The sequence below is a fragment of the Nocardia abscessus genome (assembly GCF_015477775.1).
Lineage (GTDB): Bacteria > Actinomycetota > Actinomycetes > Mycobacteriales > Mycobacteriaceae > Nocardia > Nocardia abscessus_A.
Map to the genome: position 1 here is coordinate 62,849 of NZ_JADLQO010000010.1, position 12,623 is coordinate 75,471.

General features: G+C 70.7%; 14 protein-coding genes. 7 read left to right on the top strand and 7 right to left on the bottom strand.

The annotated features are described in order from the left end of the window. Positions 1-2 precede the first annotated feature (2 nt). The 6 genes from IU450_RS23875 to IU450_RS23900 form a co-directional block, all read right to left on the bottom strand. Entirely contained in the window at positions 3-1,604 is a 1,602-nt protein-coding gene (locus tag IU450_RS23875) for a DEAD/DEAH box helicase (protein ID WP_195151979.1), read from the bottom strand. A 180-nt stretch (positions 1,605-1,784) separates the two neighbouring features. Continuing rightward, positions 1,785-2,723 carry a M56 family metallopeptidase gene (locus tag IU450_RS23880; protein ID WP_195151980.1) on the bottom strand — a complete coding sequence of 313 codons (939 nt, stop codon included), beginning with the start codon at positions 2,721-2,723 and terminating at the stop codon, positions 1,785-1,787. A 43-nt stretch (positions 2,724-2,766) separates the two neighbouring features. Beyond that, the gene (locus IU450_RS23885; RefSeq protein WP_039797864.1) at positions 2,767-3,159 is read right to left on the bottom strand and encodes a BlaI/MecI/CopY family transcriptional regulator; all 393 of its coding nucleotides are present in this window, start codon (positions 3,157-3,159) and stop codon (positions 2,767-2,769) included. A 71-nt stretch (positions 3,160-3,230) separates the two neighbouring features. Next, positions 3,231-4,130, bottom strand: a complete 900-nt coding sequence (locus IU450_RS23890) for an ABC transporter ATP-binding protein (protein WP_195151981.1) — start codon at positions 4,128-4,130, stop codon at positions 3,231-3,233. Then, a complete protein-coding gene (locus IU450_RS23895) occupies positions 4,127-5,137 on the bottom strand; it encodes an iron chelate uptake ABC transporter family permease subunit (RefSeq protein ID WP_195152175.1) in 1,011 nt (336 codons plus the stop codon). The genes IU450_RS23890 and IU450_RS23895 overlap by 4 nt, the downstream gene beginning before the upstream one ends. A gap of 74 nt (positions 5,138-5,211) precedes the next feature. Further along, positions 5,212-6,258, bottom strand: coding sequence for a FecCD family ABC transporter permease (locus tag IU450_RS23900; protein ID WP_195151982.1), 1,047 nt, complete (start codon positions 6,256-6,258; stop codon positions 5,212-5,214). Between the two features lie 132 nt (positions 6,259-6,390). On the opposite strand from IU450_RS23900, the gene IU450_RS23905 reads away from it, so the two are divergent. The 7 genes from IU450_RS23905 (at position 6,391) to IU450_RS23935 (ending at position 11,880) form a co-directional block, all read left to right on the top strand. Then, positions 6,391-7,098, top strand: coding sequence for a hypothetical protein (locus tag IU450_RS23905; protein WP_195151983.1), 708 nt, complete (start codon positions 6,391-6,393; stop codon positions 7,096-7,098). A 384-nt stretch (positions 7,099-7,482) separates the two neighbouring features. Further along, positions 7,483-8,289 (top strand): carbonic anhydrase, encoded by an 807-nt coding sequence (locus IU450_RS23910; protein ID WP_228835024.1) that lies wholly within the window; start codon positions 7,483-7,485, stop codon positions 8,287-8,289. A gap of 99 nt (positions 8,290-8,388) precedes the next feature. Next, positions 8,389-8,778 carry a PaaI family thioesterase gene (locus IU450_RS23915; protein ID WP_227955040.1) on the top strand — a complete coding sequence of 130 codons (390 nt, stop codon included), beginning with the start codon at positions 8,389-8,391 and terminating at the stop codon, positions 8,776-8,778. Positions 8,779-8,854: 76 nt separating this feature from the next. Further along, a complete protein-coding gene (locus IU450_RS23920; protein WP_040778027.1) occupies positions 8,855-9,157 on the top strand; it encodes an urease subunit gamma in 303 nt (100 codons plus the stop codon). 56 nt (positions 9,158-9,213) lie between these two features. Beyond that, on the top strand, positions 9,214-9,525 hold the full coding sequence (locus IU450_RS23925; protein WP_195151984.1) for an urease subunit beta: 312 nt from the start codon (positions 9,214-9,216) through the stop codon (positions 9,523-9,525). Positions 9,526-9,584: 59 nt separating this feature from the next. Next, positions 9,585-11,306, top strand: a complete 1,722-nt coding sequence (locus tag IU450_RS23930) for an urease subunit alpha (protein WP_195151985.1) — start codon at positions 9,585-9,587, stop codon at positions 11,304-11,306. A gap of 100 nt (positions 11,307-11,406) precedes the next feature. Further along, positions 11,407-11,880 carry a hypothetical protein gene (locus IU450_RS23935; protein WP_195151986.1) on the top strand — a complete coding sequence of 158 codons (474 nt, stop codon included), beginning with the start codon at positions 11,407-11,409 and terminating at the stop codon, positions 11,878-11,880. Positions 11,881-11,913: 33 nt separating this feature from the next. On the opposite strand, the gene IU450_RS23940 is transcribed toward IU450_RS23935, so the two are convergent. Further along, positions 11,914-12,615 (bottom strand): TetR/AcrR family transcriptional regulator, encoded by a 702-nt coding sequence (locus IU450_RS23940; protein ID WP_195151987.1) that lies wholly within the window; start codon positions 12,613-12,615, stop codon positions 11,914-11,916. Positions 12,616-12,623: the final 8 nt, after the last annotated feature.

Sequence of the window (12,623 nt, forward strand, 5' to 3'; positions counted from 1 at the left end):
GACTAGTTTGCTGCCCGATTGCCGCGATTCGGTGGCTGCTGGGTTCGCGCGGCGCGTCGCCGTGTCCGGCCGGGCGTGTCGCCAGAGGTAGGAGTGGCGGAGCGACCGGAGAACCCGCCCGTGGCGCCCGAACCGTGGGTGGGAGCGCCGGTGGTCGGGCTCGCGCCGCGTCCGACGGTGTTGCTCGCAGCGGGTTTCGCGGTGCCCCGGCGACGCGCGGGTGCGGTGGCCGATTCGCCGCCGCGGCCCGACCCGGCGGCCGACCGTCCTCCGGATTGCTTCGCCGAACCGCCGCCACGGCCACCGGCCGCTGTCGGCTCACCGCGCCTACCCGGCTTGCGCCGCGCGGGTTTCGCGGGGGCCGTGGCGGCCGCGGCCACGGGCGCGGCCGCAGCCGCGATCGGAATGCCGGAGGGGCGGCGGGCGCCGGTGATCTCGATCAGCGTGCGGTCGCCGGGGCGCACCTCGACGCCGTCGATCTCGACGCCGGCCTTGCGGGCCATCGCCTCGACCTCCCGGCGCTCTTCGTTCATCACCAGCGTGACGACCACGCCGTCCTCGCCCGCGCGGGCGGTGCGCCCGGCCCGGTGCAGGTAGGCCTTCGGCTCCGGCGGCGGATCGACGTGCACGACCAGGGAGATCCCGTCCACGTGAATGCCGCGCGCCGCGACGTCGGTGGTGACCAGCACCGGCACCGAGCCGTCGGCGAACGCGGCGAGGGTGCGGGTGCGGTTGTTCTGCGCCTTGCCGCCGTGCAGCGCGCCGGCGGGGATGCCCGCGCCGCGCAGCTGTTTGGCGAGCCGGTCGGCGCCGTGCTTGGTGCGGACGAACATGATGGTCAGCCCGTCGCGGGCGGCGATCTCGGTGGCGATCGCCCGTTTGGCGACCTTGTCGCCGACGTACAGCAGGTGGTGCGACATCGTGGTGACCGACGCCGAGGCAGGGGCGGTGGAATGCGTGACGGGGGCGCGCAGGTAGCGCTTGACCAGCTTGTCGACCTCGCCGTCCAGCGTGGCCGAGAACAGCAGGCGTTGACCGTCGCGCGGCGTGCGGTCCAGCAGCTTGGTCACCTGCGGCAGAAAGCCCATGTCGGCCATGTGGTCGGCCTCGTCGAGCGCGGTGATCATCACCTCGGACAGGTCGGCCGAACCCTGTGCGAGGAGGTCGGCGAGTCGCCCGGGGGTGGCGATGAGCAGGTCGACGCCGCGGGCGAGCCGGTCGGCCTGGCGCTTGATCGGGGCGCCGCCGACCACCGAGGCCACCCGCAAGCCCAGCGCGAGCGCCGGTTCGTCGAGCGCTCGCTCGATCTGCGCGGCCAGCTCGCGGGTCGGCACGAGCACGAGTCCGCGGGGGCGGCCCGGCTTGGCCGAGGCGCCCATCAGGCGGGCGAGCATCGGGAGGCCGAAGGCCAGGGTCTTCCCGGAACCGGTCGGCCCGCGGCCGAGCACATCCTTGGCGGCAAGGACGTCCGGCGCCGTGGCGGCCTGGATCGGGAACGGCGTCTCGATGCCGTCGCGTCGCAGTGCTTGCACGAGCACGGCGGGCAGGCCGAGGTCCGCGAAGGTCGCGGCGGGCGCCACGGCGACGGTGGTCGAGGGGGTCACGAGGTGGGTGTGCCTTTCGTCGCACAGCGCGTTCGGCAGCGAACGCGCTGTTCGGTGGGATGAAGAGCGGGTGCACGATACCGTTCACCGCGCTGCGGCTCGGGTCGTGACGCGCGCCGCGTGGAACGAGAGGGGCGGCCGACCGAAGTGGACCGAGTGTCCAGGATACGTGTTCGTGCGTCAGCCGTTGAACAGCCGACTCAGCTCCACCAGCCAGGGTACGGCCACGGCGAGCGTGGGCACCACCAGAATGGCGGCCGAGCCGAGATAGGCGGCCGTGGCGATGCGGAGGTCACCGATCCGCTCGCTGAGCCGCTGGATGCGGATGAGCGTGGTGGGACCGCCCGCCGCGAGAGCGCCTTGCGGCGCGGTGGACTTCGCGCACGCTACGAGGGCGCGTGCCAGCGGCTTCGGCCCGGTGACCTTGACGGCCGAGTCGTCGGCGAGCAATTCGATGAGCAATTTCACCGAGCCGAGGGCGGCTTTGCTGCGCACCACCCGGGGGAATGCCTCGTGCACCGCCGTGAACGCCTCCAGTACGAGATCGTGCCTGGCCCGCAGGTGTGAACGCTCATGGCTGACGATGGCGGTGACCTCGGCGTCGGCGAGGTTGGTCAGGGTGCCCTCGCTGAGCACGACGCGCTGGCGCAGGCCGGGCAGGCAGTAGGCGATGGGCTCGGTGGCGGCCAGCACCCGGATGTCGGCGGCGCGCCGGTGCGGACCGCTCTGGTCCAGCAGATCGACGAGCATGCGGTGGCGCGCCCGCCGCCTGCGGGTGTGCACGCCGACCCGGACGACGGCGTAGATCAACCGGGCGCCGACCAGCAGCGTCAGCGCGAAGACGAACACGTAGGCCAGCCACAGGGGCAGGCCGAGCGCGTCGATCTCCCGGGTCGGCGCGGTGGTCGGGCGGCCGTCGGGGCCGGGCACGAGCAGCTCGGCGGCGATGGCCAGCCCGGATCCGAACGCGCTGAGCACGGCGGCGAGCGCGATGGCCTGCCAGAGCACCAGCGCTGCGCGGGGCGTCCGATAAGTCCAGGTCGCCCGGCTGAGTAAGGCAGGGGCGGGCCCTGCGAGAAGCAATGCGAGTCCGGCGAAGACCGGCGCGGTTGCGTTCATCGACTCAGCTCACTGCGTTGTGGGGCCAGGGCGCCCGAGGAGTCTACTGCGGCGGCGGTGCCGAGTCCTCGGTTGCTTCGAGCTTAGCGAGTGCTTCGCGCAATGCGGCAGCCTCGTCCTTGCCGACCTGTTCCACGAAGTGCACCAGCGCGGCGGCGCGGCTGCCCGCCGCGTCGGCCTGCTGCAGCGCGTCGACCATCAGACTGGCCACGAGTTCGTCGCGGGTGTGCACCGGCGCGTAGCGGTGCGCGCGGTCGTCGCGCCGCTGCACCACGAGGTTCTTCTTCGCGAGGCGTTGCAGCACGGTCATCACCGTGGTGTACGCGAGCTCGCGGCGTGCGGCGAGCGCCTCGTGCACCTGCCGGACCGTTTGTGGTTCGTCGGCCGACCACAACTGGTCCATGACCGCTTTCTCGAGTTCACCAAGACCTGCCATCCCACAATTTTAGGGACTCAACGACGAGGATGCGTACTACAGGGTGTCGTAACTATGAAGTAGCTGGTGTGTCATTTCTCATAGCGCGCGGTTTCGGCTGCCGTCGCGGCAGGTCCGCCCACTTTTCCGCGCACGTGCCTCGCGCCGATCGGCACGATCATCGGCCGGCCCGACACGGGGTCCTCGAGCACCGTGGCGTCCAGGTCGAACACCTCGCGCAGCAGCTCGACCGACATCACCTCCTCCGGCGCGCCCGCGGCCACGACACGCCCGTCGCGCATGACCACCAACTGGTCGCTGTAGCGGATCGCGAGGTTGAGATCGTGCAGCACCATGACGACGGTGCGGCCCAGATCGGCGTGCAACCGGTCGACCAGGTCGAGCACCTCGATCGAGTGGGCCAGATCCAGGTAGGTGGTCGGCTCGTCGAGCAGCAGGATGTCGGTGCCCTGGGCCAGCGCCATGGAGATCCAGGCGCGCTGGCGCTGGCCGCCGGACAGCTCGTCGAGCGCGCGGTCGGCGAGGTCGGCGATCCCGGTTTGTGCCAGCGCGGTCGTCACCTCGGACTCGTCGGTGCCCGACCACTGCCGGAACCAGGACTGGTGCGGGTGGCGTCCGCGGGTGACCAGATCGGCGACGGTGAGTCCTTCCGGAGCGACCGGCGATTGCGGCAGCATGCCGACGATGCGGGCGACGTCCTTGGTCTTCATCGTCGAAATGGCCTTGCCGTCCAACAGGACCCGGCCTTCCCGCGGGCGCAGCAGGCGGCCGAGCGAGCGCAGGAGGGTCGACTTCCCGCAACCGTTCGGTCCGATGACGGTGGTGACCACGCCGGGGGCGATGGTCAAGCTCAACCCGTCGACGACCACGCGGTCGCCGTAGCCGAGCGTGACGCCCTCGGCGCCGAGCCGGTGCTCCGGAGCGCCCGCCTGCCCTGGGGCGTCGGGTGTGGTGATGTCCGCGATCGTCATGACAGCGTCGCCTTCCGGTTCATACGCACGAGCAGATACAGCAGGAACGGGCCGCCGAATGCCGCGGTCACGACGCCAACGGGCAGGTCGACCGGGAACAGCGTGCGGGACGCGATATCCGCGCCGACCACCAGGATGGCGCCGAACACGGCGGAGCCGACGAGCGGTTCGCCCGGGGTCCGCAACAGGCGTCGCGCGATCTGCGGCGCCGCGAGGGCGACGAAACCGACCGGCCCGACCGCGGCGGTGGCCACCGAGGCGGCGACGACGGCCGCACCGATCAGGATGGCCTGCTGGGTCTGGATCCGCACCCCGAGCGCGCGCGTGGTGTCCGAACCGAGGCGCAGCGCGGCGAGGGTGCGGGCCGAGACCAGCGCGACGAGAGCGGCGACGCCCGCGGCGATCGTCGCGGGCGCCAGATGGGCGGCGTCGGCCGCGTTGAGCGATCCGTTCAGCCACAGCTGCGCGCGCTGGGCGTCGGCCAGGCCGGCGCGGGTGAGCAGCCAGTTGATGCCCGCCATCAGCAGGGCGTTGACTCCGACGCCGATCAGCACGAGTCGCAGCCCGGTGGCGCCGTAAGCGCCGGTGGAGGTGCGGCCCCAGGCGAGCAGGTAGATGGCCGCGGCGGTGAGCAGACCACCCGCCAGCGCCGCCAGCGGCGCGCCGACCGAAGCGGCCAGCCCGGTGTTCGCGCCGGTGGTGACCAGCACGGCGACCGCGGCCAGGCTCGCGCCCGAGGTGATGCCGAGCATGTCCGGAGCGGCCAGCGGGTTGTGCAGGATGGACTGGGTGATCGCGCCCGAGAGTCCGAGCGCCAGGCCGACCACGAGCGCGGTGAGCGCGCGCGGCAGCCGGGATTCCAGCACGATGAACCGCTGTGCCCTGGTGCCGCCGCCGGTCAGCACGTCCAGCACGCGCGCTGGTGGCAGGTGGGATTCGCCCACCACGATGTCCAGGCAGAAGAGTCCGAGCGCCAGCACGATCAGTATCGCGACGATCAGCACCATCCGCGGTCGCAATACCGCCGACACCGGGCCGACGCGCAGAGCGGGTCGCGCATTCGTGGTTCGCCGCGAAATCGTCACAGGTTCACCAGCTTCCGCCTGCGGACGAATGCGAGGAAGAACGGCACGCCGAGCACGGCCAGCATCACACCCACTTCCAGCTCGCCCGGGCGGGCGACCAGACGTCCGGCCACATCGGCGATCAGCAGCAGCAATGCGCCGAAGAGGCCGGAATACGGGACCAGCCACCGATAGTCCGGTCCCGTGCATATCCGCGCGAGATGCGGAACGACGAGACCGAGGAAGGCGATCGGCCCGACGGCCGCTGTCGCCGCGCCCGTCAGCAGCACGATGGCCGCGAGCCCGAGTGCGCGGGCCCGGCCGATATGCACGCCGAGCCCGCGCGCGACGTCCTCGCCCAGGCCGATCAGGTTCAGTCCGGGCGCTGCCAGGACCGCCAGCAGCACGCCTACCGCCAGGAATGGCAGCACCTGCCAGAACACCGCGGCATCGCGGCCTGCGACCGTGCCGATCACCCAGAATCGGTAGGTGTCCAGCACCTGCGCGTCGAACAGCACGACGGCGTTCGTCATCGCCTGCAGGAACGCGGTGATCGCGACGCCGGCGAGCACCAGGCTCAGCGGGCTCGCTTTGCCGCCACCCACCGAGGCGGTGCCGAACACCACCAGTCCGGCGATCAGCGCTCCGGCGAAGGCGAACCAGATGTATTCCTCCGGCGCGCTGAAGGCGAACAGGTACACGCTCAGCGCCGCGAGAAACGCTGCGCCTGCGTTGAGTCCGAGCAGCCCGGCGTCGGCGAGCGGGTTGCGGGTGTAGCCCTGGATGAGCGCGCCCGCTATGCCCAGGGCCGATCCGCAGACCAGCGCCAGCGCGGTGCGGGGGAGCCGCAGCGCGCGCACGATCTGTTCCTCGGTGGAGTCGGCCGCGCACGTGAAGGGGCCGCCGGGGCAGGTGAGCGCATGGTGCACGGCGTCGTACACGGTTCCCGGCGCGAGCGAGCGCGCGCCGACCGCCACGCCGGCGAGTACGGCGAGCAGGAGCAGGACGGTCGAGACGAGAAGTCCGCAGAGACGTCGCCTCCGCACGGTGGCAAGGAAGGTCACAGCGACGAGGTGCTCCTGAAATCAGCGGTACGGTTGCTAAGAATGGTAAGCCTAACCTATCTTTCGCTGACTAACGGGCATGGCCGATTGTCCGCCGCGCCGCGCGACGGAGCCGACTCCTGAGGAGGTCCGATGACCGAGCTCATCACCACGCCATATCGATCCACGACGGCGTTCGGCCGCGCCTGTGCCCGGCTCCGCGCGCTGCAACCGGAACATCCGCGGGTATACGCCGTGGCGGCGATGGCCGAGCAGGGCAAACGGCGCTGGTGGCAGCTGTCGGACGGCGTGCGCGAGGGGCGCGTCGAACTTATGTACCGGCGGCACGCGGCGGAGATGATCAGTGCCGACATCGCGGCGGAAGTGGTTGCCACGGCCCTGATCCACGCGATCGTCGGACGGGTGGTCGCCTTGCTCGTCGCGGAGGGGCGGGCGTGGGACCCGGGGTTGGAGAACCTCTGGATTCATACCGACAACGATGGCGGAATCGACTGGGCGGGGCTGTCGGACACCACGATTCGCGTGCTCGACGGCGATCCGCTGGCCGGCGAGGCGGGCGTGGTCGCTCTGCCCTGCCCGGAGGCGATGTACGTCTGGCTCGCGCATCGTTGCGAGTCGGCGCTGACCGTCGTTCAGCAGAACATGGCACGCTGCTCGGGTTTGAGCGCCCGCCGGTTCTGGTCTCTGGTCGGTGAATCCGTTGCGGGCGCTTCGACTTACGTGCCCGATCTCGCTCGGACCGATTCCGCTGCCGGGGTGCGGCGGGGGCAGGGACTGCTGGCGGCCATGGCCGGACGTGGACTTCCGGTGCGCCGCTCGGGGTATTGCCTAGTTAGGTAAGCCTGACCTATACTCATACTCGGCGTACGGATCGCGAGAGAGTCCCGAGGGCTGCGGTGACCCCCGATCCCGTGCCGCGGCGGGCTCCACCTCGGGTGGGGCCCGCCGCTCTGTTCCGATGTGAAGTACGTCGCCCGGCTCTGGCGCGCCGCCGGTCCCGGATCTACGCTGACGCCGACACGAACGCTGAACCCGCTGCACACCAAGGGTATTCGTCGTCCGGCTGTCCCCGGCGGGTCACCGCCGCGCCGCGGATGCGCCGGTGCTGTGTCGCGATCATCGGCGCGCACCGCCGCGCGCCCTATCCGAGCCGTCGATACGCTCGTTCGCCTTGCCGCGCAGGCGTTCACGATGGCTCACCGGTAGCTCGAGGGGTTGTGCCACTTGCCCACCATCAGACCCTCCCGGTCCCTGCTGGCCGTGCTTGCCGCGGTACTCCTGCTGCCCGCCTGCGGTTCCGGCGCGCAGCAGGCGCACAGCCCGGCGCCCCCGCCCCCGCACGTCGCGCCGCACTGGGACTACGACGCCGAGGGCCCCGACCATTGGGCCGATCTGGATCGGGACTATCTGACCTGCAAGAGCGGCCATCAGCAGTCGCCCGTCGATCTCCCGGGGCATGCCCGGCTCGAACTGTCCGAACACATCACCATCGACTATCACTCCGTGCCCGCGGTGGCCCTGCTGAACAACGGGCACACCGTGCAGGCGAATCTCCCGGCGGGCAACGGGAATCGCGTCGTCGTCGACGGCGTGCCGTTCGAACTCGCGCAGTTCCATTTCCATCTGCCGAGCGAACACACCGTGGACGGCGTGGGCACGACGATGGAAGCGCACTTCGTGCACAAGAGCGCGGCGGGCGAAGTAGCCGTGCTCGCCGTGCTCTTGCAAGCCGCGCCGGGACCGTCGGCCTTCGCGCCGATCCTCTCGGTCGCACCGCAGGCGGTGGACGCCGCGACCGTCGTGCCGGGCCCGATCGACCTGCGCTCGATGCTGCCGGGTGTCGCCGATCAATACCGCTATCAGGGTTCGCTCACCACCCCGCCGTGCAGCGAGGGCGTCTCGTGGACGGTGCTGGGCAGTCCGGTCGCGGTGAACACCGCCGACGCGGACCGGTACCGGACGCTGTTCGCGCACAGCAATCGGCCGACGCAGCCGTTGAACGGACGGGCGGTCACGCTGGCCGGTGGGTGAGGCCCGCACGGCGGGCGGTGCGTGCTGTGCGACAGTGATTACATGACACAGCAGGAGACCCAGCAGGTCGGCTCGCTGGCGGATGTCACGCCCGAGCAGATGAACGCCTACAGCGAAGGCACCTTCGCGGACCTGATCGGCCTGCGCTACACCGAGCTGAGCCCCGACCGCGTGCGCGGCGAGTGGGTGGTCAAGCCGCATCTGTACCAGCCCGCGGGCATCCAGAACGGCGGCGTGTACTGCACCGTCATCGAGACGCTCGCCAGCATCGCAGGCGGCGTCTGGTTCGGTGACCAGGGCACGGTGGTCGGCGTGAACAACAACACCGACTTCCTGCGCGCGGTGCGCGAGGGCACGCTGTCGGGTGAGGCGACCCCGCTGCATCGCGGCAGGCTGCAGCAGCTGTGGCAGGTCGTCATCACCGACGAGGAGGGGCGCACCGTGGCCCGCGGCCAGGTGCGGCTGCAGAATCTGCCGCGTCGTTCCTGAGCGCTCGTCCGGCGACGGCGGAACGGGCGTGCCAGAATGTCCGTCACCTGCCACTGCGAACCGGTGAGGAGCCCGGATGCGACTGTCACCGCACGAGCAGGAACGTCTGCTGCTCAGCTACGCCGCCGAGCTGGCAAGGCGCAGGCAGGCCCGCGGACTCAAGCTGAACCACCCGGAGGCGGTGGCGCTGATCACCGACCATGTGCTGGAAGGCGCGCGCGACGGCCGCACCGTCGCCGAGCTGATGTCGTCGGGGCGGACGGTCCTCACCCGCGCCGACGTGATGGAAGGGGTGCCGGAGATGATCCCCGACGTCCAGGTCGAGGCGACCTTCCCGGACGGCACCAAACTCGTGACCGTGCACCACCCGATCGGTTAGGCGGGCGGTATGCGCTACCCGAGCGAGGTTCTGCGCGGAGCGAGTCGAGGTCCGGCATGATTCCCGGCGAATACTTCTGCGCCGAGGGCGTCGTCGAACTGAACTCCGGCGCGGATCGTCTTGAGCTCGACGTGATCAATACCGGCGACCGGCCGGTGCAGGTCGGCAGCCATGTGCACTTCCCCCAGGCGAACGCGGCGCTGGATTTCGACCGAGCGGCCGCGCACGGCCGTCGGCTCGACATCCCGGCCGGGACCGCGGTGCGGTTCGAACCCGGTCTCGGTCAACGCGTCCGGCTCGTGCCGTTGGGCGGCGCCCGCGAGGTCCACGGGATCTCCCTGACCCCACCGGGCCGTCTCGATGACTAGTCCGGGTGCCCGGCCGGGGTATGCGGGAATTCGTACGCGGGCTCAGGAGGCAGGACGCGATGAGTGAGCTGAGCCGGGCGCGGTACGCCGAGCTGTTCGGGCCGACGACGGGCGATCGGATCAGATTGGCGGACACCGATCTGCTGATCGAGATCACCGAGGACCGCAGCGGGGGACCGGGGCGCGCGGGCGACGAGGCCGTCTTCGGCGGCGGCAAGGTGCTGCGCGAATCCATGGGACAGTCCCGCGCGACGCGTGCCGAGGGCGCTCCCGACACCGTCATCACGGGCGTGGTCATCATCGATCACTGGGGAATCATCAAGGCGGATGTCGGGATTCGCGATGGGCGGATCAGCGCGATCGGCAAGGCGGGCAACCCGGACACCATGACCGGGGTGCACCCGGACCTGGTCGTCGGCCCGTCCACCGAGATCATCGCGGGCAACGGCCGCATCCTCACCGCGGGCGCGATCGACTGTCACGTGCACTTCATCTGCCCGCAGCTGCTCCAGGAGGCGCTCGGCGGCGGCATCACCACCCTCATCGGCGGGGGCACCGGTCCGGCCGAGGGCAGCAAGGCGACCACCGTGACGCCCGGCGCCTGGCATCTGGCGCGGATGCTCGAGGCCACCGACGCCTGGCCGGTGAACATCGTGCTGCTCGGCAAGGGCAACACCGTCAGCGCCGAGGCCATGTGGGAGCAATTGCGCGCCGGGGCATCGGGGTTCAAGCTGCACGAGGACTGGGGCTCCACGCCCGCCGCGATCGATGCCTGCCTCACCGTGGCCGACGCGGCGGGGGTGCAGGTGGCACTGCACTCGGACACCTTGAACGAGGCCGGTTTCGTCGAGGACACCCTGGCGGCGATCGCGGGCCGCGGCATCCACGCCTACCACACCGAGGGTGCGGGCGGCGGGCACGCGCCCGATATCATCACCGTCGCCGCCCATCCCAACGTGCTGCCCAGCTCGACCAACCCGACGCGCCCGCACACCGTCAACACCCTCGACGAGCATCTGGACATGCTCATGGTGTGCCATCACCTGAGCGCGTCGATCCCGGAGGATCTGGCCTTCGCGGAGAGCCGCATCCGCCCCTCCACCATCGCGGCGGAGGATCTGCTGCACGATCTCGGCGCCATCTCGATGATCGGCAGCGACTCGCAGGCCATGGGCCGCATCGGCGAGGTCGTGCTGCGCACCTGGCAGACCGCGCACGTGATGAAGCGCCGCCGCGGCCCGTTGCCGGGCGACGGCGCCGCCGACAACGCCCGGGTGCGGCGCTACGTCGCGAAATACACCATCTGCCCCGCCGTCGCGCACGGCCTGGACCACGAGATCGGTTCGGTCGAGGTCGGCAAGCTCGCCGACTTGGTGCTGTGGGAGCCCGCGTTCTTCGGCGTCCGCCCGCACGCGGTGCTCAAGGGCGGGGCGATCGCCTGGGCCGCGATGGGCGACGCCAACGCCTCCATCCCGACGCCACAGCCGGTGTTGCCGCGCCCCATGTTCGGCGCCGCTGCGGCGGCCGCGGCCGCGACCTCGCTGCACTTCGTCTCCGAGCAGGCGATCGAGGACGGCCTCGCCGACCGGCTGCGGGTCCAGCGCAGACTCGTGCCGGTGCGCAACGTCCGTGGCGTGACGAAGACGGACCTGCCGCACAACGACGCCATGCCGCGCATCGAAGTCGAGCCGGACACCTTCACCGTCCGCATCGACGGCGAGGTCTGGCGCGAAGACCCGGCCACCGAACTCCCGATGGCCCAACGCTACTTCCTCTTCTAGTGCGGATGGTTGGTGAACCCCGAGAAGAGTTCTCGCTCATGTGCCCCTCGCGGGGTGTATGGTCCGGTGGCTCGTCGGAGCTAGAGGAAGGGAGGACGGCATGCCTCGACCAGTTGAGCGAGGGGTGCGGCGTCGACTGGCCGTGGGAGTCGTCGGGGCGGTGACGCTTTTGGCCACGATCTTCGCGACCTCGGCGGCCGCGCCGGTGCCGTCCGGGTCGGGTGGAACGCAGTCCTCGGGAGATCCTGCGGTCGAGTTGAACGACTACTGCTACGAGCACGGCGCGGTCGGCCGCCTCGCCGACGGCCGGACCGTCTATTGCACGCAGGTGCAGCGCACCGACGCGTACGTGTGGTCCTACCGTCGGGACCCGATTCCGCTCGATCCCAACACGCGCGACTACGCCTGCGGCAGTGACGCTTGCTTCGGGTCGGACGGCGCCCGCGTCCCGAACTACCAGCGCTGCGGGGTTCTCTGCGGCGAGCCGCCTACCAGTGGTGACATTCAGAGCGGACTCTACGACTGCTTCGAAACGGGAGCCGCGTTCGAAGAATGCGAACGCCGCATCCGATGAGTCGTGCCACGATCGGAAGATCGAATCCCCTCGCTACTCGGCGGTGTCGAGGCGAGAAGTGACGACGCGGACGAGAAGATCGACGGTGTAGTCGAATTCGCGGTCGCGGTCGAAGCGCGCCAAGTGGGGGGCGGCGAGGACGACCTGGGGCAGCCCGGACGCTTCGAGGCTGCGCTCTCGTTCGGCGATTCCGTCGGCGTCGCTGGTGCCGAACGTCGGTCCCGCGGAGACTTCGCGGAGCAGGGTTCCGACCAGGGTGGCCAGCAGAGTACGCAGTAGGTGCACCGCTTCTTCGGCGGAGTTCCCGGTTCGGCGCAGCACGGTGAGGACCGCTTCGATCGGCGCGAGGCCGGCCTGCGACGACAGCTGACGGGTCAGGACCAGAATCGCCGCCTGCGGGTGCGAGAGCGTGACCCGGCGGAACTCGTGCGCCAGCGCTCGCAGGTCGTCTTCGACAGAGTCCGTCGGCGCAGGCACCCGCAGTTGCCCGAGGATGTGCTCGGCGATGGCGTCGAGCAGGTCGTCCTTGCCCGCGACGTGGTGATAGAGGCTTTTGGCGTCCACGCCGAGCACGCGACCGACGGTGCGCATGCTCACGGCGCCGATGCCGTCGGCGTCGATCACCGCGAGGGCGGCCTCCCGTATCGCCGCACGTGAGAGCTGTGTTTCGGCCTTCGGCGGCCGTCCCCGGCGGGGCGCGCTCGCGGGTGGGGTCGAGGTGGCCGGACCTGTCATGGCCTTCA